At 63.4% G+C, this 25,611-nt stretch carries 23 protein-coding genes; 8 read left to right on the top strand and 15 right to left on the bottom strand.

The features are described 5' to 3' along the window. Nucleotides 1–152: 152 nt before the first annotated feature. The 3 genes from M1L53_RS24700 to M1L53_RS24690 are packed head-to-tail and all read right to left on the bottom strand — an operon-like array spanning nucleotide 153 to nucleotide 2,737. Entirely contained in the window at nucleotides 153–1,436 is a 1,284-nt protein-coding gene (locus M1L53_RS24700) for an SPFH domain-containing protein (RefSeq protein WP_030536387.1), read from the bottom strand. Continuing rightward, the gene (locus M1L53_RS24695) at nucleotides 1,436–1,867 is read right to left on the bottom strand and encodes an NfeD family protein (protein WP_003944877.1); all 432 of its coding nucleotides are present in this window, start codon (nucleotides 1,865–1,867) and stop codon (nucleotides 1,436–1,438) included. Before M1L53_RS24695 ends, M1L53_RS24700 begins: the two co-directional genes overlap by 1 nt. A gap of 42 nt (nucleotides 1,868–1,909) precedes the next feature. Further along, a complete protein-coding gene (locus tag M1L53_RS24690) occupies nucleotides 1,910–2,737 on the bottom strand; it encodes a DUF3097 domain-containing protein (RefSeq protein WP_042449128.1) in 828 nt (275 codons plus the stop codon). A gap of 67 nt (nucleotides 2,738–2,804) precedes the next feature. Here M1L53_RS24690 and M1L53_RS24685 point away from each other — a divergent pair, with 67 nt between their 5' ends. Further along, nucleotides 2,805–3,596: a hypothetical protein gene (locus M1L53_RS24685; protein WP_042449131.1), complete on the top strand. Its 792-nt coding sequence runs from the start codon at nucleotides 2,805–2,807 to the stop codon at nucleotides 3,594–3,596. Here M1L53_RS24685 and M1L53_RS24680 read toward each other — a convergent pair. After that, a complete protein-coding gene (locus tag M1L53_RS24680; RefSeq protein ID WP_083471223.1) occupies nucleotides 3,586–5,379 on the bottom strand; it encodes an enoyl-CoA hydratase-related protein in 1,794 nt (597 codons plus the stop codon). The genes M1L53_RS24685 and M1L53_RS24680 overlap by 11 nt on opposite strands. Nucleotides 5,380–5,533: 154 nt before the next feature. Next, nucleotides 5,534–6,025, bottom strand: coding sequence for a hypothetical protein (locus tag M1L53_RS24675; RefSeq protein WP_030536391.1), 492 nt, complete (start codon nucleotides 6,023–6,025; stop codon nucleotides 5,534–5,536). A 77-nt stretch (nucleotides 6,026–6,102) separates the two neighbouring features. On the opposite strand from M1L53_RS24675, the gene M1L53_RS24670 reads away from it, so the two are divergent. Both M1L53_RS24670 and M1L53_RS24665 read left to right on the top strand, forming a co-directional pair. Further along, on the top strand, nucleotides 6,103–6,444 hold the full coding sequence (locus M1L53_RS24670; protein WP_003944783.1) for a metallopeptidase family protein: 342 nt from the start codon (nucleotides 6,103–6,105) through the stop codon (nucleotides 6,442–6,444). Between the two features lie 106 nt (nucleotides 6,445–6,550). Then, nucleotides 6,551–7,159: a transcriptional regulator gene (locus M1L53_RS24665; protein ID WP_007727873.1), complete on the top strand. Its 609-nt coding sequence runs from the start codon at nucleotides 6,551–6,553 to the stop codon at nucleotides 7,157–7,159. An 11-nt stretch (nucleotides 7,160–7,170) separates the two neighbouring features. On the opposite strand, the gene M1L53_RS24660 is transcribed toward M1L53_RS24665, so the two are convergent. The 8 genes from M1L53_RS24660 to M1L53_RS24625 form a co-directional block, all read right to left on the bottom strand. Next, nucleotides 7,171–8,223 carry a ferrochelatase gene (locus M1L53_RS24660; protein ID WP_054188227.1) on the bottom strand — a complete coding sequence of 351 codons (1,053 nt, stop codon included), beginning with the start codon at nucleotides 8,221–8,223 and terminating at the stop codon, nucleotides 7,171–7,173. Nucleotides 8,224–8,307: 84 nt separating this feature from the next. Continuing rightward, the gene (gene inhA / locus M1L53_RS24655; RefSeq protein ID WP_003944803.1) at nucleotides 8,308–9,105 is read right to left on the bottom strand and encodes an NADH-dependent enoyl-ACP reductase InhA; all 798 of its coding nucleotides are present in this window, start codon (nucleotides 9,103–9,105) and stop codon (nucleotides 8,308–8,310) included. A 54-nt stretch (nucleotides 9,106–9,159) separates the two neighbouring features. Further along, nucleotides 9,160–9,909, bottom strand: a complete 750-nt coding sequence (gene fabG1 / locus M1L53_RS24650; protein ID WP_007727875.1) for a 3-oxoacyl-ACP reductase FabG1 — start codon at nucleotides 9,907–9,909, stop codon at nucleotides 9,160–9,162. A 70-nt stretch (nucleotides 9,910–9,979) separates the two neighbouring features. After that, nucleotides 9,980–10,960, bottom strand: a complete 981-nt coding sequence (locus M1L53_RS24645; protein ID WP_019748426.1) for a VWA domain-containing protein — start codon at nucleotides 10,958–10,960, stop codon at nucleotides 9,980–9,982. Then, nucleotides 10,957–11,949 carry a DUF58 domain-containing protein gene (locus M1L53_RS24640; protein ID WP_003944991.1) on the bottom strand — a complete coding sequence of 331 codons (993 nt, stop codon included), beginning with the start codon at nucleotides 11,947–11,949 and terminating at the stop codon, nucleotides 10,957–10,959. Before M1L53_RS24640 ends, M1L53_RS24645 begins: the two co-directional genes overlap by 4 nt. Further along, nucleotides 11,946–13,142 carry a MoxR family ATPase gene (locus tag M1L53_RS24635; RefSeq protein WP_003944917.1) on the bottom strand — a complete coding sequence of 399 codons (1,197 nt, stop codon included), beginning with the start codon at nucleotides 13,140–13,142 and terminating at the stop codon, nucleotides 11,946–11,948. Before M1L53_RS24635 ends, M1L53_RS24640 begins: the two co-directional genes overlap by 4 nt. A gap of 150 nt (nucleotides 13,143–13,292) precedes the next feature. Then, nucleotides 13,293–14,840, bottom strand: a complete 1,548-nt coding sequence (locus M1L53_RS24630; RefSeq protein WP_003944866.1) for an NlpC/P60 family protein — start codon at nucleotides 14,838–14,840, stop codon at nucleotides 13,293–13,295. A gap of 451 nt (nucleotides 14,841–15,291) precedes the next feature. Next, nucleotides 15,292–15,882 carry a DUF6676 family protein gene (locus tag M1L53_RS24625; protein ID WP_021332993.1) on the bottom strand — a complete coding sequence of 197 codons (591 nt, stop codon included), beginning with the start codon at nucleotides 15,880–15,882 and terminating at the stop codon, nucleotides 15,292–15,294. A gap of 456 nt (nucleotides 15,883–16,338) precedes the next feature. Here M1L53_RS24625 and acnA point away from each other — a divergent pair, with 456 nt between their 5' ends. Continuing rightward, entirely contained in the window at nucleotides 16,339–19,140 is a 2,802-nt protein-coding gene (acnA, locus tag M1L53_RS24620; RefSeq protein ID WP_007727883.1) for an aconitate hydratase AcnA, read from the top strand. A 180-nt stretch (nucleotides 19,141–19,320) separates the two neighbouring features. Further along, on the top strand, nucleotides 19,321–19,887 hold the full coding sequence (locus tag M1L53_RS24615) for a TetR/AcrR family transcriptional regulator (protein WP_003944970.1): 567 nt from the start codon (nucleotides 19,321–19,323) through the stop codon (nucleotides 19,885–19,887). A gap of 60 nt (nucleotides 19,888–19,947) precedes the next feature. Here M1L53_RS24615 and M1L53_RS24610 read toward each other — a convergent pair whose 3' ends face one another. Next, complete coding sequence (locus tag M1L53_RS24610; protein ID WP_003944932.1) at nucleotides 19,948–21,579, bottom strand: ABC-F family ATP-binding cassette domain-containing protein; 1,632 nt, start codon at nucleotides 21,577–21,579, stop codon at nucleotides 19,948–19,950. A 129-nt stretch (nucleotides 21,580–21,708) separates the two neighbouring features. On the opposite strand from M1L53_RS24610, the gene M1L53_RS24605 reads away from it, so the two are divergent. Both M1L53_RS24605 and M1L53_RS24600 read left to right on the top strand, forming a co-directional pair. After that, nucleotides 21,709–22,494, top strand: a complete 786-nt coding sequence (locus M1L53_RS24605; protein ID WP_261949275.1) for an SDR family oxidoreductase — start codon at nucleotides 21,709–21,711, stop codon at nucleotides 22,492–22,494. Nucleotides 22,495–22,504: 10 nt separating this feature from the next. Further along, nucleotides 22,505–23,635, top strand: coding sequence for a lycopene cyclase family protein (locus M1L53_RS24600; RefSeq protein ID WP_042445625.1), 1,131 nt, complete (start codon nucleotides 22,505–22,507; stop codon nucleotides 23,633–23,635). A 14-nt stretch (nucleotides 23,636–23,649) separates the two neighbouring features. On the opposite strand, the gene M1L53_RS24595 is transcribed toward M1L53_RS24600, so the two are convergent. Then, nucleotides 23,650–24,621 (bottom strand): alpha/beta hydrolase family protein, encoded by a 972-nt coding sequence (locus M1L53_RS24595; RefSeq protein ID WP_042445627.1) that lies wholly within the window; start codon nucleotides 24,619–24,621, stop codon nucleotides 23,650–23,652. Nucleotides 24,622–24,761: 140 nt separating this feature from the next. Between M1L53_RS24595 and M1L53_RS24590 the strand changes: the two genes are divergently transcribed. Beyond that, complete coding sequence (locus M1L53_RS24590) at nucleotides 24,762–25,610, top strand: Ku protein (RefSeq protein ID WP_020907736.1); 849 nt, start codon at nucleotides 24,762–24,764, stop codon at nucleotides 25,608–25,610. Nucleotide 25,611: the final 1 nt, after the last annotated feature.

Raw genomic sequence — 25,611 nt, 5'->3', positions numbered from 1 at the left:
CCCGCACGTCCCCTCACCTCAGGGGCCCGACCTTTTAATCTGGGCAACCTTCTCCCGTGCCCTGGGGGCGATCGCGTTGGGCGGACGGGGCGGGCCAATATCCCCTTGGGTTTGGGGCCCCCGTCCCGATCAACGTTCGCTACGAGAGGCGTCTACTGGCGCTGGCCACCCTCGGGCGGCTGCCCCTGGTACGGGTACTTCTGCTGGAAATCTTCACGCTCGGGCGGCAGCGGCAACTGACCCGGCCAAGGATTTTCGCCCTGCTGTGGCAACGCGGGATCTACGAATCCAGGCTGCTCGGGCGCACTCTCACGGCGGTGCCTGACCGCAGCTGCCGGGTCTTCGACCGGTGTGCGTGCAGCAACTTCAGCAGCGCGCACTGCTTCCGCGATAGCCGGATCGGATTTGGTCTCGAACCACTCCGCCACCTCGGCTGAATCGTCCTCAGGATTGGGAAGATTCTCTTCGGCGGCCGGCGGCTCGTACCGGAAAACGCCATCCTGCCCTTGCGCGCCAAGCGTTTTGGCAAATCCCTTCAGCGCGTCACCGAAGTCGCTGGGTACGAGCCACACCTTGTTCGCATCGCCTTGCGCCATCTGCGGCAACGTCTGAAGATACTGGTATGCAAGCAATTCCGGAGTCGGCTTACCGGACTTGATTGCAGCGAAAACCTTCTCGATGGCCTTGGCCTCGCCTTGAGCCTGCAAGTACTTGGCCGCGCGGTCACCTTGAGCGCGAAGGATCTGGGACTGACGCTCACCCTCGGCGTTCAGGATCGAGGCCTGCTTGTTTCCCTCGGCAGAAAGAATCTGGCTCTGCTTGGCACCCTCGGCGGTCTTGATAGCGGATTCGCGGTGACCTTCAGCCGTCAGAATCATCGCGCGCTTCTCGCGGTCCGCCTTCATCTGCTTTTCCATCGACTCCTGGATCGAGGGCGGCGGATCGATGCTCTTGAGCTCGACGCGGGCCACTCGCAGGCCCCAGCGACCAGTCGCCTCGTCGAGGACACCACGAAGCTGACCGTTGATGGAATCACGCGAGGTAAGCGTCTCTTCGAGGGTCATTCCGCCGACGACGTTTCGCAGCGTGGTGGTTGCCAACTGCTCGACGGCAGCGATGTAGTTGCTGATCTCGTACACCGCAGCTTGCGGATTGGTGACCTGGAAGTACACCACCGTGTCGATGGACAGTGTCAGGTTGTCCTGGGTGATCACCGGCTGCGGTGGGAAGGAGACCACCCGCTCACGAAGATCCACCTTGGCGCGCACACGATCGGCGAACGGGATCAAGAACGTGAGCTGCCCGGACACCGTCTTCGAATACCTACCGAGCCGCTCGATCACCGCGGCTTCTGCCTGCGGTACCAGTGCTACCGACTTCGCGACCACCAAGATCACGAATAGCACCAACACACCGAGCACTATGAGTGCTGCCATTAAGGTCCCCTCCAGACGACTGCTGTTGCGCCGTTGATTTCCATCACCGTCACCTTGGTACCCGGCGGGTACACCTCGGTGGTGTCGTACGGCCTGGCAGTCCACACCTCGCCGTCCAACTTGACCTGCCCGGAATGCTCGCCCACTTCTTCCAGAACCAGAGCGTGCTTACCTTCGAGTGCCTGTATTCCGGTCGGGGTCGGCGGCGGACTACCGAAGCGACGCAACATGATCGGTCGCACGCCCAGGACGAGGGCGGCGGAGAACACTCCGAACATGACGGCGTCGACCCACACCGGGAAGTCGGTGACAGCACTGACACCGGCAGTAGCGAGCGCCCCACCGGCGAGCATCAGCAGGAAGAAATCCCCCACCAGCGCTTCGGCCCCGGCGAGCACCAGTGCTCCGATCAGCCAAATAAGTGCAGCCACAACACCATCTAACCAGAATGTGTGACCCAGGCCGCCGCTACGTCAGTTCGGCTCGGTAACGAAATCGACAAGTTGTTCGACTGCACCGATCAAAGGAGCTTCCAGATCACGGAAGCTCTCGACCGAGTTGTAGACCCGCCGCCAGCCCTCCTGAGGTGTCCCCCAGCCCAGTTCGCGGCAGATTCCCGTCTTCCAATCCTCGCCGCGTGGAATCTTCGGCCAGGAGGCGATTCCGACAGATTTGGGACGAACGGCCTCCCACACGTCGATGTACGGGTGCCCGGTCACCAACACGTCCGGGCCGAGGCCCTGAGTCAGTTGGGTTTCCTTGGAACCGGTGACCAGGTGGTCGACCAGGACCCCGACGCGGCGGCCGGGACCAGGCCCGAATTCGGCAAGCCGCTCCCCCAGATTGTCGAGTCCTTCGAGATGTTCGACGACAACACCTTCGACGCGAAGATCGTGACCCCACACCCGCTCGACGAGGGCAGCATCGTGTACTCCCTCCACCCAGATCCGGCTGGGCAGTGCCGTGCGGGCGCGTAAGCCTTCGACTCGCGTCGAACCCGAAGCCGACCGTGCGGGTCTGGTGGACACGGGCTTGGGGGCCGGGCGTACGAGGGTGACCGGTGAGCCGTCGATGAGGAAGGCCGCCTCGCGCATCGCGAACAACCGCGTCCGGGAACGACCGTCCTCGAGCCGCACGAAATCGCCGTCGTACGTGCGCTCGAAACCGACTACCGCACCGCAGAATCCCGTCGCCGCATCCTCGACGACAAGATCACGCTCGGCCGCCACTTCAGGCGTCACGCGCTTCTGTTTGCGGGTATGACCCGCAAAAATGTCACCGTATCCGTTGCCACCGCTCACGCCGGATCACGCTAGGTCACAACGCCGGGGCCGCGCATGTCGCCACGCCGAACTAAACTTCACGGTCATGAGTTCTCCCAGCGCAACCCTCACCGTGTGGGCAGCGTCATGGCTCGCCGGCGACGCTGCGCCGGACGACGTCATCGACGCCCTTGCCGCGTGGGCACCGATGCACCTGATCGGCGCCGCCGACGCGGAAACCGCGGTCCGCCACGATCTCGAATGGCCGGGAGTCACGGCTTCCGGTGTGCCCACCCTGCTCAGAATCGCACGCTCGGAGGCTGCCGAGGTCCGCCTGGTCCTTCCTACGGCCGGTGATGTACGTGGTCTGCCCACCGGGACCGAGTTCGCGCGCGCTGCGATCGCAACGGGTGAAGGGATACAGATCGGCGCCGTCGGCAAGCCGGGAGTCGGACTCGTGCCGTCGAAGGAAGGCCCGGACGTCTTGCGATGGACGGTCTTCTCCATTCCCACTGTGGCGGGCAGCGCCGAATCGATCGGACTCCGCGAAGCCGAATACGAACTGCGCCAAGCTGTTCGGGACGCAGCCGAGGTGCTCGGCGGGCTTCCGGCCGTAGCCACCGGAATACCTGGAAACGACGCTCGTACGCTGGTCGCCGAAGCCCTGCAGGCACAGGCCGGACACCGCTGGCCGTCGACACTGTCACCTCGCCATTTACAGGTGATCGACACCGCCGACAACGTGGCAGCCATTCTCACCGTGGCTGCGTCGGTATCGACCAATCAGGCCCCGAGCGTGTCCACTGCGCAGAGGCGTGACGACCTGCTGCGACGACTGTGGGACGTTGTTCGGACTGCCCGTGTCGCGTCGGCGAACAGCGTGTCGATCAGAGCTTGAGCACGAAGTTCCGGCGTTTCTCGGCAAACCCGTTGCGGTCACCGAACATGTCGATCTTCATCTCTTCGAGCTCACGCTCCTCGTAGGGCTCCACCGGATCACGTTCCAGTCGAAGACGTTTGCGCTCCAGCATCGATTCCAGCCGATCTCCTTCGAGCAAGTCGGTGGCGACCTCGCGCAACCACGCCTCGAACAGATCCGGCCGCCTGGGGCCGATCGCGTCGACAAGTCCGATCTCCAAGGCTCGACGGATGCCGATCGCACTGCACTCGGCCAGCAGACTGCGGGCCTGCTCCTCGCCGACCCGAGCCGGAAGTGTGTACGTGTGCAGTTCCGAGCCGAACAGGCCCATCGTGGCGTAATGAGGATTGAGAACCACACCGTCCCTGGCCACGACTACGTCGGCTCCAAGCGGGAGCATGACCCCGCCGGCACCGGCGTTGCCTGTGAATGCCGCCACCACAACCTGTTCCGTACAGGTGACGATCGCTTTCGCGATCTCGTTGATGGCCTTGATGTTGGCCCACGCTTCCCCGGCTTGATCCGACGCGGCCTCGATGACGTTGAGGTGGATACCGTTGCTGAATCTGTCGTAGTCACCCGTGAGGACAAGGATCTTGGTGTCCTGCGTGATCGCCCAGCGGAGCCTGGAGGCCAGTCGCGCGCATTGCTTCGTACTCATCGCACCGTTGTAGAAGCGGAACGAGAGATATCCGATTTCGCCGTCGCGGTGATAGTCGGTCTCGGGGTAACGACTCTCCCAGACCTGTGGAACGAACACGTCCGGACGTACGACCGCGGTCGACGGAAGTTTGACATTGCCGGCGCCGACGAGCCGCGCATGTCCGATCCATACGGAGCCCGCACCGGTGGCAACACGTATTGCCTGGTGGAAGTACTCGACGATGGTGCCGGGCGCTGCATCGACGTGGGTATCGAGGTGAGCGTCGTAGACGTAGACCCGGTCGAGCCCCAACTGAACGGCGACGCCGGGAAAGCCGTCGGCGGCGTTGACGGCGCGGACGATGCTCGACGCGTCTTGCTCCCAGCTGAAAACGCGATCGGCCTGTTTCATGCTGGGCCTCGATCGGGTCGAAGCCACGGGCCGCGCAACTCGGTCCGATGGGATCGCCTGGAAGTCAGGAGTACGGAAATGTTCGACGACCTCCGTAATGCACTCCATCGCCGCGTCGGTGACTTCCTCGTTGTATACCGAGGATTTGGTTGCCCCGTTCCGGAGTTCGAACGTCCGCCAGGCCCACACCGCTCCGGCATCCAGTTCCTCGGCGGCCTGCAAAGCGGTCACTCCCCAGATCGGTTCGCCATCCGTTATCGCCCAGTCCAGCGACGACGGCCCGCGATCTCCGGGCGGGCCGGGATGGATGATGATCGTTGTCCACCGCTGCCAAACAGATTCCGGGACATAGGCTTTCAGAAACGGGCAGATGACGAGGTCAAAATCTCCCGAAGAAGTCGCGGCCAGCACTGCGTCCGCGTCGGCGACGACGGCTGTACGGACTTGGTGTCCCGCCTCGCGAAGAACAAGACCGGCCCGCTGCGAGAGACCGTTGTCTGAGGTGACGAGAAGAAGCACGCTCAACGGTGGCGCGGAAGTCGTACGTGGGCGTGAGCGCCGGAACAGCGCCGCCGTCGCCGCTCGCAGACGGCCCCTGCCCGATACACCTTCACGTAGCTTCGCCGTTGCTACATCGCTGGAAATAGCCACAGAAGTCGTGAGCGCGGCCGATTTGGGCATCGGTCGTACTTCGGGGGTCGAAACCATGAATTCCTGCTCGCATGCTCGGGTATCTGCAGCGCAGACCAGACTCCCCCCAGGGCAGGACCGACGCACCGATAGATTGATTGAGGTATTTAGGGACTTTATACCTACCGTCGGTTTGTTTCAATAGCTATTTTCAAGCAAACCGTTTGATCGATCAACCCACAGACTTGTGATTGATCGCGATATGGCGGTCGATGCGAATATGTTCATCCAGCGTCGGGTAGCGCAAACCGGTGTCCTGGCTGTACCCCTGACGGCGCAACCAATCCAGGACGTCGCCCCAGAACCAGATCCCCCCGGCAACCGAGTTGTACGGAATCGGGAAAGGCGTAGCCGCCTGCCGGACCCCTCGCACCCACTGCCCGACAGCTTGCCGCGTCACCCCCGCACGGTCGGCAATGTCCTGACGTGACACCAGATCGGGATGTGTCCGCTGGGGACGCACGCCTGCAGCCACCAACTGGTCCACCACGGTGATAGCCGTTGTCGCCGCTCGCATACCTTCCGAGGTGAGCGTCAGCAGCTGCAGCCCGCGTCGGTCCTCGACCCTTCCGCCCAAGCTCTCTTCGATCGCCTGCTCTTGCGAGACTGTCAGCATCTGAACGATGAATGTGAATTCGTAACGGTGATAGAGGTCTTCGGCCACGCAATGAACATAGCCGTAAGCTGCACTGTTTCCACATGGACACACCCGGATCCCGCCCCCGCACGCACAATGGGCAGATGATCGACGTGGACGACAGCCAGTTCGAGGACATGGTCAAGCGGGCGCTCGACAGCCTGCCACCGAAATTGGGTGCGGAGATGGCCAATGTCGCAGTGACCGTTCAACTCGAAGGTGGACGACCGGGGCTACTCGGGCTGTATCAGGGCATCCCACTGACCAAGAGAACCACCACGTACGCCGGCGTCCTTCCCGACCGCATCACGATCTACCGCAGGGCCATCTGTGCGATCTGCAGCACCGAAGACGAGGTGATCGAGCAAGTTCGCCGAACCGTGATCCACGAAATCGGCCACCACTTCGGGATCGGAGATCCCCGGTTGCGTGAACTCGGATGGTGACAACCGACTCATCTACAAGTCGGAAATCAGCTAGAGGTTGATAATCGGCGAATTGTCATGTCAGCTGTACCAAGCCCGCAACAATTGAACACTTACAGGAGTTCGCATGGTCAATTTGATCCAGATCGCCCCGAAGAATGCCCCGACGTTCGCGATGAGCCGACAGAAGGCCGCAGAACTGCTGGGCATCTCGGTCGACAGCGTCGCGTTTCTCCTCAAGTCTCGCTATCTCCCGGATCTGGACGCCGGTCGGTTGATCAAGATGGCCAACCAGCCTTGGTTGTACTCGGACGGCGACTTTCCCGTCCTTCAGCAGGGCGCATCCGAACTTGCCCCCAAGAAGATGCTGCCCGCACGTAAGTACATCGGCGAGAGCGCAATTCACTCCGACGCCGAATGCGTGGAGGCCAACCAGGGGCAGTGGGCGGGATTCAACGTCGACCACGTTCTCGGCGCCCGCTTCCTGCCTGTGACGCTGCGCAAGTTTCCGGTGTCGGTGCTGCAGATCCACGACGTCAACGACGACGACGAAGAACGCGTCTCGTTTGTCGCTACCCTCGCCGGGCGAGTCCGCGAACTGGGCGCGCCCGAACTCAACTACATCGACCCGTCACTGAGCCCCGAGGATCGACAGATCGTCGAGACGCTCCTCACCTCGCGCAGCACGTCCACCGTTCCCGGGCCCTGCGGAAAGCTCAAGCATCCGAACACCTGAGCGCCGGACCGTCAGCGGGGACGCTGAACGGCCGCGCAGCAATTGACTGCACACGAGAGACCGTTGGTGGTCGAGCCGAGCAGCGGCTCGACCCCCAGTCGCAGTGGCTGCTCGGCCTCGGCCAGTTCCCGAACGAGCGTGGGCACCAGCTGCGCGAAACGCTGATCGCGGCCGGGCGTTGCTGCCCGAACGAAATCCATCCCGAGTTCGGCTGCCTTGTCCTTGGCCTCGGTGTCCAGGTCCCACACCACTTCGAGGTGATCGGAGACGAAACCGACGGGGCACACGATCACGGCGCGAACATCCTTGGCGGACAACGTATCCAGGTGATCACAGATGTCGGGGTCCAGCCACGGAACCTGCGGCGGGCCTGATCGCGACTGCCACACCAGATCGAAATCCTCGACGCCGACGGCCTCGGCAACCAACTTCGCGGCCTCGGCGACCTGTCGACTGTAGAGGTTTCCGCCCTCTGCCGGAGGCCCTGCATTGCGGTCTGCGGCACTCGGTACCGAATGCGCGGTGAACACCAGGCGCGCAGTATCGCGAGTCGCTTCGGGCAACTCTGCGCGGGCCGCGCGCACACCGTCGGCGAACGCGCCGACGACCAGCGGATGGTCGTAGTACTGGCGAAGTTTTGTCAGCGTCGGTGCGCCGTCACCGACCGCCTCACGGGCACGGGCGATGTCCTCGTGGTACTGCCGACATCCGGAGTAACCACCCCACGCCGACGTGGCGAACACGGCGGCGTTGCGGACACCGTCCTCGCGCATCTTGGCAACGGTGTCTTCGACCATCGGGTGCCAGTTGCGGTTGCCGAAGTACACGGGCAAATCCACGCCGGCTGCTGCCAGCTCACCTTCGACCCGTTCGATCAGGTCTCGGTTGAGCGCGTTGATGGGCGAAACTCCACCGAAATGCATGTAGTGCTCGACGACAGCGTCGAGCCGCTCCGGTGGCACTCCCCTACCGCGCGTGACGTTTTCGAGGAACGGCCGTACGTCTTCAGGTTTTTCGGGACCGCCGAACGACAAAACGAGAAGAGCATCGAACTGCACGTCCATACTTACGGTCATGAGTTCAATCTTGCGCGATGCCGTTCGGCGGGAGTCACCCGGGTACTCACCTGCGTAGTAGAAGGGGTGCTACTAGCCGACCATCGCGTGGAAGCCGCCGTCGACGTAGATGATCGACGCGGTCGTGCCGGGCAACCAATCCGAGAGAACGGTGCAGACCGTTTTGGCGACCGGCTCGCGATCGTCGACGTCCCAGCCGATGGGCGCAGCACCGTCCCATGCGGTGTTCAGCTTGTCCAACTCCGCGCCCGGACCGGTGCTGTCACCGGCAATGGCCTTGGCGGCCAAGGTCTTGATCGGGCCGGAGGACACCAGGTTCGAGCGGATGCCGCGGACGCCGACCTCTTTGGCCACGTACCGATTGACGGCCTCGAGGGTCGCCTTGGAGACACCCATCCAGTTGTAGAACGGCATCGCGCGCGCCGGATCGAAGTCCATACCGACGATGGACGCGTTGTCGTTGAGCACCGGCAGCAAGGCCTTGGCCAGTGCGCTGTACGAGTAGGCGGACACCTCGAGTGCGACCGCCACGTCTTCCCACGGCGCGTCCATGAACGGGCTTCCCAGGCAGGAGCGGGGAGCGAAGCCGATCGAGTGGACGACGCCGTCGATACCCTCGGGAGCCAGCTCGCGCACACGCTCGGCGAGAGATGCGAGATCCTCCGAGCTCTGGACGTTGAGCGAGATTGCCGGCGGCACGGGCTGCGGCAGTCGCTGGGCGATGCGATCGATGAGGCGCAGACGGTCGAATCCGGTGATCAGTACCTTCGCGCCCTGCTCCTGCGCGACCTTGGCCACGTGGAACGCGATCGACGAATCGGTGATGATGCCGGTGACAAGAATGGTCTTACCCTCGAGCAAGCCGCCCATGAGATGTCCTCCTGATTTCAGACGTACGAGAAAGGTGTGTGTGCGAAAAGCGGGTCAGTGCCCCATGCCGAGTCCACCGTCGACGGGGATGACCGCACCCGAGACGTAGGCCGAATCGTCGGAGGCGAGGAAACTGACAACTGCTGCAACATCTTCCGGCTTTCCGGTCCGCTGCAACGGGATGAACTCGGTGGCCTTGTCCTTGACGTCGTCGCCCAGTGCTGCCGTCATGTCGGTCTCGATGAACCCGGGAGCGACGACGTTGGCGGTGATCGAACGTGAGCCGAGTTCCCTTGTCAGGGAACGAGCGATACCGACGATGCCTGCTTTGGACGCGGCGTAGTTGACCTGGCCGGCTTGACCTGCCAGACCCACCACAGAGCCGAGGAAGATGAACCGTCCGAAACGCGCGCGCAGCATCGACCGGGTCGCACGCTTCGAGAGGCGGAACGTACCGGTGAGGTTCGCGTCGACGACGCTCGTGAACTGCTCTTCGCTCATTCGCATGATCAGTGTGTCGTCGGTGACGCCGGCATTGGCGACGATGACCTCGACCGGCCCCTGGTGCGCTTCGACCTCTTTGAATGCACGGTCGATCGACTCGGTGTCGGTGACGTCGCACACGACGCCGAACAACCCTTCGGGGACACCGGAACCGCGGTGCGTGACGGCTACCTTGTGGCCGTCTGCGGCGAGCCGCTGAGCGACGGCCAAGCCGATTCCGCGGTTACCGCCGGTGACGAGCACCGAGCGCGGTGTGGTGACGGTCCGTTCGGAAACCACTGTCGTGGGAGGGGTAGACATGGCGATCAACCTATCAATTCTCTGCGGGCCGCGTACCAGCGGTATTTGGACAATTCGGAACTGCTCTCGATCAGGGCAGACGCTGCCTGCGTACCAGGGCAATCGTCAGACCAGCGGTCGCGAACACGACGCCGAGAACCAACCACGGTCGACTCGCATCGCCTCGTGTCGTCTCGAAACCGATCTGCTCTTCGAGCGTGTCGTACACCTGGCGCAGTTCTTCGAGGCTCGATGCCGTGAAGAAACTTCCGCCGGAAAGGTTGGCGATCTCCTTCAATGACGCGTCGTCGACCGGGACGGGGATTCGGTCTCCTTCGATCTCGACTCGCCCGTATGTCGTTCCGAAGGAAATGGTCGAGATCGGAACGCCCTTGTCCTTGGCCTGACGGGCAGCGGTGAATCCGCCCCGCGGATCGTCCGAGTTTTCGGGAACGGTCTGCTTACCGTCGGACAGCAACACGATGCGCGCCGGTGGCGCCTGATCGCTGCCGCCGAGAACAGCCGACAGCGTGTCGATCGACTGCAACGAGGTGAAGATCGCTTCGCCCGTCGCCGTTCGCTCACTGAGCTTGAGGTTGTCGATGGCGACCTTCGTCGCGTCACGATTCGTGGTGGGCGACACCAGAACCGAAGCCGTTCCGGCAAATGCGACCAACCCGAGGTTGATGCCGGGAGTCAGACCGTCGGCGAACGACTTCGCAGCTTCCTGCGCTGCTGCCAATCGCGTCGGCTCGACGTCGGTGGCCTGCATCGACAGCGACACGTCGATCACGAGGATCACCGTGGCGCGGTTTCGCGGGACCTTCTTGTCTGCCGTCGGACCGGCAAGGGCGACGGTGAAGAACACCAACGCGACGACCATCAGAATCGCTGGAATATGACGCCACCGCCCGGGCCGCGAAGGCGCGACCTTCTCCAGTAGCGCGAAGTTCGTGAACCGAAGTGTGTGCTTGGCCCGCTGCTTCTGCACGAGTACGTAACCGACCACCAACGCGGCGATGACAGCGAGGAACAGCAGCCACCACGGTGCGGTGAATTGAGAAAGACTCACGAACGAACGCCCCCAGTTCCGGCGCCGGCACCATAACTGTGTCGGCGTGCCGAGATGAATCTCACGACGTCGGCAATCCAGTCCCGATCGGTGTGCAGGGACATGAGCGGTGCGCCGCAACGACGTAGAGCTTGCCTGACCTCGACGCGGTGCTCGGCGGCGACTCTGGCGAAGTCGGCGCGCAGTTGCGGCGTCGTGGTGAATTCTCTGGTCCGGCCGGACTCGGGATCGTGGAGCACCACGTCGCCCACGTCGGGCAGTTCGAGGTCTCGCGGATCGACCACTTCCACACCGAGCACGTCGTGCCGTCCTGAAATGGCGCGCAGCGAGCGTTCCCAGTCGATCGGTCCGAGGAAGTCGCTGATGACGACCGCGAGTCCGCGCCGACGCTGTGGGCGTCTGAGCGCTTCGATCGCGCCGACCAGATCACCGCGTACCCCGTCCGGCGCGTGCGGAGTCGTCGCGATCTTGCGGAGCATCGCCTGTGCGTGAATTCGCCCACCGCGGGCCGGAATTCGAGTTGTCTGTGCGCCGGTCGAGATGATGGCGCCGACGCGGTTACCGCCCGAACTGGTCAGGTGAGTGATCGCCGCGGCTGCGGCGACGACCAGGTCGCGCTTCTCGCATCCGGCGGTCCCGAAGTCGAGACTTGCGGACAAGTCGATGACGAGCCACGTCTCGAGCTCACGATCTGCGACCGACTGACGCACGTGTGGGTGCGTCGTCCGTGCTGTGACGGACCAGTCCATCTGCCGCACGTCGTCGCCCGGCTGATACTCGCGGGCATCTCCCGGCTCCGAACCCGGACCGGGAATCAGGCCGAGATGATCGCCGTGCAGCACACCGTCGAGGCGGCGGCGAACCGTCAGTTCGAGGGTGCGCAGCGCAGCGGTGAGTTTGGGGTCGCTGAGCTCGCCGGATCGGAACGACGGCGGAGAACCGGTGGATCCGGCGGGTGTCGCCTGGCCACCGTCGCGGCCTTCGGTCACTGCGGGCGACTCATCGTCTCAGCGGTCGCAATCGGCGCGCCGTTGCCCTGCGGATTAGCTGTGCCCTGCGGATTAGCTGTGCCCGGTGCGTTGAACTGCGGTGCTTGCGGTGCGCCCTGCTGGGGCGGTCCGGGAACGGTAGGAACCGGCCGCGCGGCGATCTGCGGCAGTCCGACGGTCTGCAGCACCCGGGCGATGACGGCGTCGGGAGTCACCTCGTCGGCCATGGCGTCGTAGGAAAGAACGAGGCGGTGACGCAACACGTCCGGGATCACCTCGATGACGTCCTGCGGCACTACGTAGTCGCGCCCGCGGACGAGAGCGAGAGCTCGCGACGCGGCGATGATGCCGAGCGTCGCGCGGGGTGAGGCGCCGTACGCGATCCAGCCGGCGACGTCCTCGAGTCCGACCTCACGCGGCGTACGCGTGGCGGCGATGACCCGGACAACGTAATCGACGAGCGCGTGGTGAACGAAGACGTTGCTGGCGACGCGTTGGAGCCTGACCAACTCCTCCGGACCGAGGATCTGGTGCGGCTCCGGCGCTGCCACGCCCATCCGGTAGACGATTTCGCGTTCTTCCTCCACTGTCGGGTAATCGACGAGGATCTTGAACAGGAAGCGGTCGCGCTGCGCTTCGGGGAGCGGATAGACGCCCTCGTTCTCGATGGGGTTCTGCGTCGCCATCACCAGGAACGGATCGGGCATGTGGTACCGCTTGCCACCGATCGAGACGTGGCGTTCTGCCATCACCTCGAGGAGCGCGGACTGCACCTTGGCCGGGGCACGGTTGATCTCGTCGGCCAACACGAAGTTGGCGACGACGGGTCCGAGTTCGGTGTCGAACTCCTCGCGGCCCTGACGGTAGATGCGCGTGCCGATCAGGTCGGTGGGCACCAGGTCCGGGGTGAACTGGACGCGGGAGAACGAACCGCCGACGACCTTCGCGAAAGTCTCGACGGCCAGCGTCTTGGCGACACCGGGGACGCCTTCGAGGAGGACGTGCCCCTTGGCGAGAAGTCCGACGAGAATGCGCTCGACAAGCCGGTCCTGCCCGACGATGACTCGCTTGACCTCGTAAATCGCTCGCTCCAAGGTCTGAACGTCGGCTGCCAGGGAAGGTGCTGCTCCGTCCGCACTTCCACTCGCCTTGCTTACGTCGACCGTTCCGACCGAATCTTCACGTGAGGTCACCAAGAATCCATCGCTTTCACCTAGAAAAGTACCGACAGTAACGTGTTCCCCGTCAACTATTCCAGGTAGTTGCGCTCGATGCCGTAACACCACGTCGGGAACTTGATACTTCCCTGAAAATGCGGGTGTCAGTGGCATTTCCTCTGACGGTCAGGACACCAGTCGGACGGCGTACGGCGTCATTCCACCCCACCGAACCGGTGAGACCATGACACTCGAACCGGATTGTGGTGCCTCGAGCATCTGACCGTTACCGAGGTAGAGCGCCACGTGTTGGCTGGCGTTGGGGCCGTAGAAGATCATGTCGCCGCGCTTCATCTCCGAAGACGGAACCTGAGTGCCTGCGGTGTACTGATAGCCGGTGTAGTGCGGCAGCGAGATCCCGATGCCGGCAAAGGCATAGATCATCAAGCCGGAGCAGTCGAACCCGACCTTGTTGAAGTCGCCGTAACTGTCAGCGACGCCGCCGTCACGGATGCCTCGCGTCGGTCCGTTCTCGTCGCCGCCGCCCCAGGCATACTGCACGCCTAGCTGAGACATTCCGCGGTCGATGACGGATTCGATTGCAGCGCTTCCGGTAACGGAAGGCTTCGGAGTGGTGGGTTTCGGCGTCGTCGGCTTCGGGGTGGTGGGCTTGGGCGTCGTGACCGTTTCCTCGTCGGTGCCGGTCTCTTCGTCCGTGCCTGTTTCCTCGTCGGTCCCTGTTTCTTCGTCAGTCCAGGTGTCGTCGTCGTCCGGGATGACGGTCGGAGTCGGGTCTTCGACCGCGGTGTGCGGACGCTGGGCCGCTGCCAGTGCGGCAGCTCGATCCTTGGCTGCCTGGTCGGCTGCGGCACGGGCGGCGGCCTGAGCGGCCGCTTCCTTGGCAGCGGCTTCGAGAGCCTTCTGATGAGCTTCCTCGGCACGGCGCTGTTCGTCCCAGGTCGCGTATGCCTGGCGTTGACCCTGCAAGCCGGCGACGGCGTTGCGGGCGGCGTCGAGCTGAGCCTGGGCAGAGTTGCGCTCGGCTTCGATCGCGGCCTTCTTGGCTACCTGCTGATCGAGAGCGTTGCGCGCGATCTGAATCGCTTGCTCCGCCAGATCCTTCAGCTGCGCGGCGACCTCGGCGGCGGCATCGGCCTGCTGCTTGGCCTGGCGGGTCGCGGAATCCTTGTTCGCCTGCTCGGTACGTGCTCGCTGGAGACCGTCGAGCACTGCACTCTGCGTATTGGCGAGAAGCTTGAGGACCTGCGCGCGGTCGAGAACGTCGCCAGGACCCTTGGCGTCGAGGAACGACGAGATCGACGCAGTATTGGTGCCCTTGACGTAGCTCGAGCGTGCGTACTTGTCGAAGTCCGTCTGAGCGACCTCGATCTGCGCCGACGCGTCCTTCAGAGCTTGTTTCGTGACTCCGACGGCCTGCGCTGCGGAGTCTGCGGCGCCGCGAGCGTTCTGCAGATCCACGAGAGTCTTGTTGACGTCTTCACGCTTGATCGCAACTTCGTTGTCGAGTGCCGACAACTGTTCGTTTGCCGATGCGACTTGATTGATGAGCGCGCTGACGGTGCCGACGCTCGACGAGACCTGCGAATCTGCCGCGGCGATATCCGAGTCACTCGGATTCGGCGGCGGTGGCGGTACGGCCGAGGACATGGCCGGCGTCCCGACGATCAGGGATCCGACGACGCCGAATCCGATGACCAGTTGCGCCAGGCGCATCGATTTACGGGAAGGACCACGACGGGACTCGCCGCCACGTGTTACTTGCCTCACAAATAACTCTCCCTCGCGTGTAACGCCACGGCCCGCTGGGTCGCCGATCCGTGCGGGGAGGGAATGCGCAGACCAAGCACCGGTCGCCCACAGCCCGAGAGCTGCTCGTCGACCTGGACGTGCCGTACGAACGCCGCCGTCGACACCTCGAGAACGAGGCAACCGACAAGTACGCGTCGAACAACATCAGCCTGTCTGCGACACTTCTTCCCCAAAAAGTGCCAGTTGTACCGTACGACACTCAAGCGTTCTTTGGAAACTTTAGCCACAAATAACACAAACGGTATTTGAGCTGGTCGAATGGCATGCAGGCACCAAAAAGGGCAGGTACTCACCGCAAACAGCGGTGAGTACCTGTTTTCGACGAGTTACTGAAAATCTCGCAAGAGGACCAAGGTCAGACGGAATCGGCCCGGTGGTCGGATGGTGCTGGTGTTTCCGAAGTCGAGGCGATATGTCTGGTTTGCGCGTTTTCTGGCTCTCGCCGCCACTTGACGGCAAAGGTAATTCCGGCAATAACCGCCACCACTGCGATGACAAGGACCGTGTAAAGCGTCCACGGCGGACCTGGCGCCACGATCTCGTGCGAGAAGCGGTCCGCGGTCACGCTTGCGCTTTCGCCGAAAGATCGGTCCTGTGCAGTTTCGAGCTGCACTCGACTGATCGAATCGCTGTAGCTACCCATCCAGTCAGGGCTCAGAACGAGAACCGTTCCGCCTTCTGTTTTGCCGACCGTCGTGGCCAGGTCTCTAAGATCGGACGGCCGGCCCGGATTTGCGTCGACTACTACGACGCTCAAGTCGACACCACGTTCACGAGCGTCGGTCACCACCGCGGTCAGCCCCGCAACATCATCCGCGGGGGCGGAGACGCCGTCCGTCGAAATGTCCGCGAGCACGTCGTCGAGATCGACGTCCGACGGAACAGCGACGTGCAACGGGGACTTCACGTGCACAGGCGCAAAAGCGTGATTTGTAGGAGCAGACATCTCTCATCCGGGTGCTGTTCGGATTCCGTCCACCGCTGAGATGCGGGGAGTTCTTCCGAGGTCGTTTTTCGGCGGCCGACCCGCGACGGGCCTGCATGCACCCTACTTCAGGTCGACTGCCACCAGGCGTCACACACAACCGCCGCGCGTGCCGCCCGAGCGGTAGCTGTGGGTGCGGTCACCCAGCCAAGCCTGCGTTGCGCAGGCCCGCAGTCTGCATGAAGATTGTTTCGGTCAACTTGCCCTGAATTCTCACAGGACAAGCGTACTGTTAGACTTGGACCAAGAGGTACCACCGGTCAGGACAGGTTCTACTGCAGCTCCGATGTTCGGACAGTTCTCACGCGAACTGTGCGATTGGCGTGAGCTACGGAGGATCTTCCCGGCCGAAGTACCTCGCTTCAGCTGCCGACACAGCCCCGTCGGTAGCGACCCTCATAGACGAGTGGAGCAGACGTGAGCACCAGTATCGATTCATTCGGAGCCAAGGGAACCCTCGAGGTCGGTGAGAACTCTTACGAGATCTTCCGCCTCTCGGCCGTCCCCGGCACCGAGAAATTGCCCTATTCCTTGAAGGTTCTCGCCGAGAACCTTCTCCGCACCGAAGACGGCGCCAACATCACCGCGGATCACATCCGCGCAATCGCAAGCTGGGATCCCTCAGCCGAGCCGAGCATCGAAATCCAGTTCACGCCTGCCCGCGTGATCATGCAGGACTTCACCGGCGTTCCTTGCATCGTCGACCTCGCCACCATGCGTGAGGCCGTCACCACCCTCGGCGGCGACCCGAACAAGGTCAACCCGCTCTCCCCCGCCGACATGGTCATCGACCACTCGGTCATCCTCGACGTCTTCGGCCAGGCCGACGCACTCGAGCGCAACGTCGACCTCGAATACGAGCGCAACGGCGAGCGTTACCAGTTCCTCCGTTGGGGCCAGGGCGCATTCGACGACTTCAAGGTCGTCCCCCCGGGAATGGGCATCGTTCACCAGGTCAACATCGAGTACCTGGCACCCACCGTCATGTCGCGTAACGGACAGGCATACCCCGACACCTGTGTCGGCACCGACTCGCACACCACGATGGTCAACGGCCTCGGCGTGCTCGGCTGGGGCGTCGGCGGCATCGAGGCCGAGGCAGCAATGCTCGGCCAGCCCGTCTCCATGCTGATCCCCCGCGTCGTCGGATTCAAGCTCTCCGGTGAGATCAAGCCCGGCGTCACCGCAACCGACGTCGTGCTCACCGCCACCGAGATGCTCCGTAAGCACGGCGTCGTCGGCAAGTTCGTCGAGTTCTACGGCAACGGTGTTGCCGAGGTTCCGCTCGCGAACCGCGCGACGCTGGGCAACATGAGCCCCGAATTCGGTTCCACCGCAGCGATCTTCCCGATCGATGCCGAGACCATCGAATACCTGCGCCTCACCGGCCGCAGCGACGAGCAGCTCGCTCTCGTCGAGGCGTACGCCAAGGAACAGGGCCTGTGGCACAACCCCGACAAGGAACCCGTCTTCTCGGAGTACATCGAGCTGGATCTGGGAACCGTTGTTCCCTCGATCGCCGGCCCGAAGCGCCCGCAGGACCGAATCCTGTTGTCGGAGTCCAAGACTGCGTTCCGCAAGGACATCCACAACTACGTGGAAGAGAACCACCCGACCGAGCACACCCAGCTCGACGAGGCCGTCGAAGAGTCCTTCCCGGCTTCCGATCCCGCGGTTCTGTCGTTTGCCGACGACGGAGCGGTCGACGTTCTCTCTGCTGCCAACGGTGCAGAAGGCCGTCCGAGCAAGCCGGTCGTCGTCAAGTCCGACGCCGGTGAGTTCGTTCTCGACCACGGCGCCGTCGTCGTTGCAGGTATCACCTCCTGCACCAACACGTCCAACCCGTCGGTCATGCTCGGTGCTGCACTGCTCGCACGCAACGCCGTCGAGAAGGGCCTCGCCACCAAGCCGTGGGTCAAGACCAACATGGCTCCCGGTTCGCAGGTCGTCACCGATTACTACGAGAAGGCCGGCCTGTGGCCGTACCTCGAGAAGCTCGGTTACTACCTCGGCGGTTACGGCTGCACCACGTGCATCGGTAACACCGGACCGCTGCCCGAGGCAGTCTCGAAGGCCATCAACGACAACGACCTCTCGGTCACCGCGGTGCTCTCGGGTAACCGTAACTTCGAGGGACGTATCTCCCCCGACGTCAAGATGAACTACCTGGCTTCCCCGCCGCTCGTGATTGCCTACGGCCTCGCCGGAACCATGGACTTCGACTTCGAGACCGATTCGCTCGGTAACGACACCGACGGAAACCCCGTCTACCTCAAGGACATCTGGCCGTCCACGCAGGAAATCGAAGAGACCATCAAGTCCTCGATCGACCAGGACATGTTCCGCAAGTCGTACGCAACCATCTTTGCGGGCGACAGCCGCTGGCAGAACCTCGAAACCCCGAAGGGTGACACCTTCGAGTGGGACGAGAACTCCACCTACGTGCGGAAGCCACCTTACTTCGACGGCATGACGATGGATCCGGCTCCGGTCAAGGACATCAAGGGCGCTCGCGTCCTCGCACTGCTCGGCGACTCGGTCACCACCGACCACATCAGCCCGGCAGGTCCGATCAAGGTCGGCACCCCCGCTGCGCAGTACCTCGACTCCCATGGCGTCGAGCGTGCGGATTACAACTCGCTCGGCTCGCGTCGCGGTAACCACGAGGTCATGATTCGCGGAACGTTCGCGAACATCCGTCTGCGCAACCAGCTCCTCGACGACGTCTCGGGTGGTTACACCCGCGACTTCACGCAGGAAGGCGCACCGCAGGCATTCATCTACGACGCGTCGCAGAACTACCAGGCAGCCGGCATCCCGCTGGTCGTCCTGGGCGGCAAGGAGTACGGCTCCGGATCCTCGCGTGACTGGGCAGCCAAGGGCACGAGCCTGCTCGGCGTCAAGGCCGTCATCACCGAGTCGTTCGAGCGCATCCACCGCTCCAACCTGATCGGCATGGGCGTTGTCCCGCTGCAGTTCCCGGTCGGCGAGTCCGCAGGTTCGCTCAAGCTCGACGGCACCGAGACCTTCGACATCGAAGGTGTCGAGAAGCTCAACGAGGGCGTCACCCCGAAGACCATGAAGGTCACGGCGACGCGCGAGAACGGCGAGAAGGTCGTGTTCGACGCAGTCGTACGCATCGATACCCCCGGCGAAGCGGATTACTACCGCAACGGTGGCATCCTGCAGTACGTGCTTCGCAACATGATCCGCGGCTAGTAGGCACTACGTGCCTGTGAGCACTTTCGGCCCCTGACGGGTCACAAAGCGCTCACGACCACTTTCGCCGGAAGGCGAACCAGGTTTCATCGGTGGTCGTGAGCGCTTTGTGCACTGAGTCGACATTCAGCGCCTACGGCCGAAAGTGCTCACAGGCAACCCGACAAAGGAGGGATGCCCGTGCCCAAGGTCAGTGAAGACCATCTCGCGGCACGGCGCAGTCAGATCCTTGACGGCGCCCGCCGCTGCTTTGCGGAATACGGCTACGACGGCGCCACAGTTCGCCGTCTCGAAGAAGTCACCGGTTTGTCCCGCGGAGCGATCTTCCATCACTTCAAGGACAAGGACGGCCTGTTCCTCGCTCTCGCAAGCGAGGATGCGAGCCGGATGGCAGATGTCGTCGCCGAAGAGGGCCTCGTCCAGGTCATGCGGGACATGCTCGCGCAGCCCGACCAATTCGATTGGCTGGGAACGCGACTGGAGATAGCGCGTCGACTGCGCAACGACGCCGATTTCCGCGAGAAGTGGTCACAGCGCTCCGTAGAACTGACGGAAGCGACCAGTGCGCGCCTCGCCAGACAGAAATCGGCAGGCAGACTCCGTGACGACGTCCCCACCGAAATTCTGATCGGGTATCTGGATCTGGTGATGGACGGCCTGGTCGCGAGAATCGCCTCCGGCCACGGCGTCGACAACCTGTCAGCGGTTCTCGATCTGGTCGAGGAATCGGTGCGGCGGAGAGACTGAGGGGCTTCGCCCCTGTGCGCCTTTTTGGTAGTTCCCACTACCAAAAAGGCGCACAGGGGTTTAGGCGAGCTGGATCAGCTCGAGGTACTCCTGCGACCAGTGGTCCTCGTTGCCGTCGGGCAGGAGGATGACTCGCTCGGGGTTGAGGGCCTCGGCAGCGCCCGGATCGTGGGTGACCAGGACGACGGCACCGGTGTAGCTGCGGAGCGCGTCGAGCACCTGCTCGCGTGAGATCGGGTCCAGGTTGTTGGTGGGCTCGTCGAGAAGCAGAACGTTGGCAGCGGACGACACCAGTCCGGCCAGAGCCAGACGCGTCTTTTCACCACCCGAGAGCGTTCCGGCCGGCTGTTCGAGCTGTGGGCCGGTGAACATGAAGGCACCGAGCAGAGAACGCAGTTCCTGCTCCCCTGTGTCCGGCGCGGCGTGGCGGATGTTCTCCCACACGGACGCGTCGTCGTCGAGGGTGTCGTGCTCCTGAGCGAAGTAGCCGACCTTGAGTCCGTGACCGGCGATCAGCTCACCAGCGTCCGCTTTCTCCGCGCCCGCGAGGATGCGGAGCAGTGTGGTCTTACCTGCACCGTTGAGTCCGAGGATAACCACACGAGACCCACGATCGATCGCGAGATCGACACCGGTGAAGATCTCGAGCGAGCCGTACACCTTGGTGAGGTTCTTGCCCATCAGCGGAGTCTTGCCACAAGCGGCGGGTTCGGGGAAACGAATCCGCGCAACCTTGTCCGAGACACGTTCGGCATCGAGGTTCGCCATCAATTTGTCGGCTCGCTTGGCCATGTTCTGAGCCGCGACGGCCTTGGTTGCCTTTGCGCCCATCTTGGCGGCCTGAATCCGCAGCGCACCGGCCTTCTTCTCGGCGTTGGCGCGCTCACGGCGACGACGCTGCTCGTCCGTGGCACGAGCGTCGAGGTACTTCTTCCAGTTCATGTTGTAGACGTCGGCCTCACCGCGGACGGCATCGAGGAACCACACGCGGTTGACGACGTCGTTGAGCAGGTCGACGTCGTGGCTGATGACCACCAGTCCACCCTCGTGGTTCTGGAGGAAGCCACGCAGCCAGGTGATGGAGTCGGCGTCGAGGTGGTTGGTGGGCTCGTCGAGCAGCAGAGTCGTGTCCGAGCGGGCACCGCTGCCGTCGGAGGCGGCGAAGAGGATGCGCGCCAATTCGACGCGACGACGCTGACCGCCGGACAGCGTGCTGAGCGGCTGCCCGAGAATGCGGTCTTCGAGACCGAGGCTGCTGGTGATGCGTGCAGCTTCACTCTCGGCTTCGTATCCGCCGAGGGCCGAGAACCGATCCTCGAGCTGACCGTACTTCTTGACCGCGCGGTCCTGCGATTCCTGATCGAGCACCTCGCCCATCAGAATCTGCTGCTTCTCCATCTCGCGGAGCATCGTGTCGAGGCCACGTGCGGAGAGAACCCGGTCCTTGGCGAGGACGCTCAGGTCGCCCTCTTTGGGGTCCTGCGGGAGGTATCCGAGTTCACCGGTACGTACGACGCTTCCCGCATATGCCTCACCTTCGCCGGCGAGGATGCGCAGTGTGGTCGTCTTTCCGGCTCCGTTACGTCCGACGAGTCCGATCCGGTCGCCCGGCTGGATGCGCAACGAAGGCCCGGGAGCCGTGAGAAGGGTGCGGACACCGGCACGAACTTCGAGGTCAGTGGCGGTAATCAAGCAAACTCCTCAGGAAAAACGACGAATACGGGTAAACAATGCCTGACTACAGACACAAGAACTATCGATTTTACCGTGACCTGACGGTCGTTCCGACCAGCAGCGTGTGAGTCCGCTAACGTTCGGGACATGACTAGCGAAAACAGCACTCGTCCTCGCGACCTCGAAGGCCGTGCCGCCATCGTCACCGGCGCAAGTCGCGGAATCGGCAAAGCTGTCGCCGCCGAACTCCTCGCTCGCGGTGCCGACGTCTTGATCACAGCCCGCAAGCCGGAGCCCCTCGAGGCCGCCGCATCCGAGCTGTCCGCTCTGGGGCACGGCGGAAAGGTCGTCGCATTCGCGGGCAACGCAGCCGATGCCGAAGCCCGCTCCTGTGCCGTCGACCGCGCCGTGTCCGAATTCGGTTCACTCGACATTCTGGTCAACAACACCGGAATCAACCCCGTCCTCAGTTCGCTCATGGAAGCGGACCTCGACGCCGTGCGCAAGATCTTCGACGTGAATGTGGTTGCCGCCCTCGGTTACGTCCAGCAAGCACATCGGGCATGGATGGGCGAACACGGTGGAGCCGTCGTGAACCTGGCAAGTGTGGCCGGGATCCGGTCGACGGGCGTCATCGCGGCGTACGGCGCGTCGAAGGCTGCGCTCATCCGCCTGACGGAAGAACTGGCCTGGCAACTGGGACCGAAGATTCGTGTCAACGCCGTAGCTCCCGGGATCGTCAAGACGCAGTTCGCGGCAGCCCTGGTCGCTGCCGGCGAGGACAAGGCGTCGGCGGGCTACCCGATGAAGCGGCTCGGCACCCCCGAGGACGTTGCCGGCTTGGTCGGCTTCCTCGTCTCCGACGCGGCGGCGTGGATCACGGGCGAAACGGTCCGGGTCGACGGCGGTCTGCTCGCAACGGGATCGATGTAGTGCGCCGGTCGTGAGCACAGACAACTCCTCCGCCGACGTGGTGATCGTCGGTGGCGGCCCGGCCGGGCGGGCACTCGCCACCCGCTGTATCGCCCGGCAACTCACCGTCGTCGTTGTCGATCCGCATCCCCATCGGGTGTGGACGCCGACCTATTCGGCGTGGGCTGACGAGCTGCCGTCGTGGCTGCCGGTCGATGTGATCGCAAGCCGGATCGAACGCCCGAGCGTGTGGACCCGCAGACAGAAAACGCTTGATCGCACATATTGCGTATTGAATACATCTTTACTGCAATCATTTCTCTCGGGCACATCCGTACAGTTCAGAGCCTTGCGTGCTCAAACACTGTCACCTACCGCCGTCCTGTGCGTGGACGGATCGCAGCTGACAGGTTCCGTCGTCATCGACGCCCGGGGTACCGAACTGACGGTGACAACCGCCCAGCAGACCGCCTTCGGAGTGATCGTCGACCGCGCTCTGGCCGATCCGATTCTGGGTGGAGGCGAAGCCTGGTTCATGGACTGGCGAACAGACAACGGCGCCTCCGACGCCGACGCCCCGTCGTTCCTCTATGCGGTCCCACTCGATGACGAGCGAGTCCTCCTCGAGGAGACCTGCCTCGTCGGCCGGCCGGCGTTGGGGCTCCGCGAACTCGAAGCGCGTCTGCGCACCCGGCTTCGCAATCGGGGCTGCGAAGTCCCCGACGACGCACCGGTCGAGCGAGTCCGTTTTGCAGTCGAAGGCCCGAAGGAGTCGTTCCCCGACGGTGTCCTCCGGTTCGGCGGGCGAGGCGGTCTGATGCATCCGGGAACCGGATACAGCGTTGCCTCGTCACTCGCCGAGGCAGACGCTGTCGCCAAAGCAATCGCCGACGGTGGAGATCCCAACGCGGCGCTCTGGCCGCGGTCGGCCAAGGCGGTGTCTGCCCTTCGCCGCGTTGGCCTGAACGCACTTCTCACCCTCGGCTCGGGAGAGGTCGCGACATTCTTCGACACGTTCTTCGATCTACCGGTCGAGGCTCAGCGGTCCTACCTGTCCGATCGGCGGGACGCGTCCGCGACGGCGAAGGTGATGGCAACCCTGTTCCGATCGTCACCGTGGCACGTCCGAAAGACGTTGATGCGCGCGCCGTTTCTGAGGTGAGCACTCCGGACCGACTACTGCGCTCCCATCGAGCCGGCGATCATCGGCCAGGAATTGTGTAGGTCGTCCTGCCAGTAGCCCCACGAGTGGGTTCCGGTCGGCTTGAAGTCGAAGGTCGCGGGGATGCCCAGTGCGTTCAGTCGGTCCGCCAAGCCGTGCGTGCACCCGTTGACCGCGGATTCGATGATGCCGCCGACGACGATCTGATTAAGGAGGGCTCCGGGATTTCCGTTCACATCGGGTGCCTGAAGGTTGTCGTGCGGACCTGGCAGCCCGGATCCGGTGGAAACGTACAGTGCGGTCCCCCGCAACTTCTCCGCGTTCACGACCGGATCGTTCTCGCGCCACCCCGGACCGTCGAACGGTCCCCACATGTTTGTCGGATCAGCGCCACCCCGCGCGCCGACCACCAACCGCACATAGTCCTGACCCGGCTGGGTGGAAGTCTCCGCGCACCCGCTGTAGGCCCCGACACTCCGATAAAGCCCTGGTGCCGAGATCGCGAGATTGAGTACCGACGTCGCCGTCATCGAAATCGCCGCGATGGAGTTGACCCCGTTGGTACCGAACTGCGCATCGATGACGGGCGGCAGTTCGCGAGTGAGGAACGTCTGCCACTTGTTGCGCCCGAGTACGGGATCGTCTTTCTGCCAGTCGGTGTAGTAGCTGAACGCTCCTTCCAGCGGCGTCACGACGTTGACATTCTTGTCGGCGAAGAAATCCAGGACATCGGTCCGTCCTTCCCACGTTGCACTGTCCTCGCCACCACCGGCGCCGTTGAGCAGATACAACGTGGGCCGTGGGGCGCTCGTGTCGGCGGGGAGGATCACCTCGAGTGGAATGTCGCGGCCCATCGCATCGGAGTGGACGCTGATGGTTACGGTGCGTGCCGGATCTGCGTTCGCGGGCAAAGGCGCAAACAGCAGTGGAACCAGTGAAATCGCCAGCGCCGCGGTGACGCGTCGACGGTAGGTTCGGATTCTCATCGGAGCGTCCCCCCAGGTGTGCGAGTCGGGTTCTCGAAGCGGATACCCGCTCGATACGCCCCGAACCGACCCATCCACACGCAACGGTTCGGGATCAACCGTGATCGTTTGCCTCGCGCAAACGGCCGGCGGCGACCATCATGGGAGGCATGCGCTCGATTTGGAAAGGCTCGATAGCCTTCGGTCTGGTCAACGTCCCGGTCAAGGTGTACTCGGCGACCGAGGACCACGACATCCGATTTCACCAGGTCCATGCAAAAGACGGTGGCCGCATCAAGTACAACCGTGTGTGTTCCGAGTGCGGAAACACGGTTCAGTTCGCGGACATCGACAAGGCGTACGACTCGGAAGACGGATCGCGCGTCATCTTGAGCGACGAGGACTTCAACAAACTCCCGGCCGCGGAGAAGCACGAGATTCCGGTGCTGGAATTCGTGCCGAACGATCAGATCGATCCGATCTTGTTCGAGAAGAGTTACTTCCTCGAACCCGATTCGGCGTCGCCGAAGGCGTACGTCCTGCTTTCGACTGTGCTCACCGAGAGTGATCGAACGGCACTGGTGCATTTCACTCTGCGACAGAAGACGCGCCTGGCCGCGATGCGCGCTCGCGACGGCGTCCTGGTGATCCAGACGTTGCTGTGGCCCGACGAAGTTCGCGCAGCAGAGTTCCCTTCGCTCGACGACGTGGAGAAGCCGAAGGCCAAGGAACTGAAGATGGCGCAGACGCTCGTCGAGAGCATGGCGGGCGATTTCGATCCGACCGAGTTCACCGACGACTACCAGCTCCAACTGCGGCAGTTGCTCGACGAGATGATCGAGAACGGCGGCAAGAAGGTCATCCCCGCCGCCGAGGTCGACCAAGAGGGCACCGATGCGGAGGTGGTCGACCTGGTTGCCGCACTGCAGCGCAGTGTGGACGAAGCGAAGTCGAACGCCTCCAAGGCCGGCTCGTCGAAGTCGACCACACCGAGGAAGAAACGAGCCTGAG

This window comes from Rhodococcus sp. T9N (assembly GCF_024436645.1).
GTDB lineage: Bacteria > Actinomycetota > Actinomycetes > Mycobacteriales > Mycobacteriaceae > Rhodococcus_F > Rhodococcus_F qingshengii.
This window is presented reverse-complemented; position numbering and strand designations above follow the sequence as displayed.

Excerpts from the sequence above, each read along its gene's own strand:
- M1L53_RS24605 (WP_261949275.1), top strand. The coding sequence starts at position 21,709 with ATGACTAGCGAAAACAGCACTCGTCCTCGCGACCTCGAAGGCCGTGCC.
- M1L53_RS24660 (WP_054188227.1), bottom strand. The coding sequence starts at position 8,223 with ATGGACGTGCAGTTCGATGCTCTTCTCGTTTTGTCGTTCGGCGGTCCC.
- M1L53_RS24590 (WP_020907736.1), top strand. The coding sequence starts at position 24,762 with ATGGGAGGCATGCGCTCGATTTGGAAAGGCTCGATAGCCTTCGGTCTG.
- fabG1 (WP_007727875.1), bottom strand. The coding sequence starts at position 9,909 with ATGTCTACCCCTCCCACGACAGTGGTTTCCGAACGGACCGTCACCACA.
- inhA (WP_003944803.1), bottom strand. The coding sequence starts at position 9,105 with ATGGGCGGCTTGCTCGAGGGTAAGACCATTCTTGTCACCGGCATCATC.
- M1L53_RS24595 (WP_042445627.1), bottom strand. The coding sequence starts at position 24,621 with ATGAGAATCCGAACCTACCGTCGACGCGTCACCGCGGCGCTGGCGATT.
- M1L53_RS24665 (WP_007727873.1), top strand. The coding sequence starts at position 6,551 with ATGGTCAATTTGATCCAGATCGCCCCGAAGAATGCCCCGACGTTCGCG.
- M1L53_RS24630 (WP_003944866.1), bottom strand. The coding sequence starts at position 14,840 with ATGCGCCTGGCGCAACTGGTCATCGGATTCGGCGTCGTCGGATCCCTG.
- M1L53_RS24700 (WP_030536387.1), bottom strand. The coding sequence starts at position 1,436 with ATGGCAGCACTCATAGTGCTCGGTGTGTTGGTGCTATTCGTGATCTTG.
- M1L53_RS24685 (WP_042449131.1), top strand. The coding sequence starts at position 2,805 with ATGAGTTCTCCCAGCGCAACCCTCACCGTGTGGGCAGCGTCATGGCTC.
- M1L53_RS24670 (WP_003944783.1), top strand. The coding sequence starts at position 6,103 with ATGATCGACGTGGACGACAGCCAGTTCGAGGACATGGTCAAGCGGGCG.
- M1L53_RS24625 (WP_021332993.1), bottom strand. The coding sequence starts at position 15,882 with ATGTCTGCTCCTACAAATCACGCTTTTGCGCCTGTGCACGTGAAGTCC.
- M1L53_RS24680 (WP_083471223.1), bottom strand. The coding sequence starts at position 5,379 with ATGGTTTCGACCCCCGAAGTACGACCGATGCCCAAATCGGCCGCGCTC.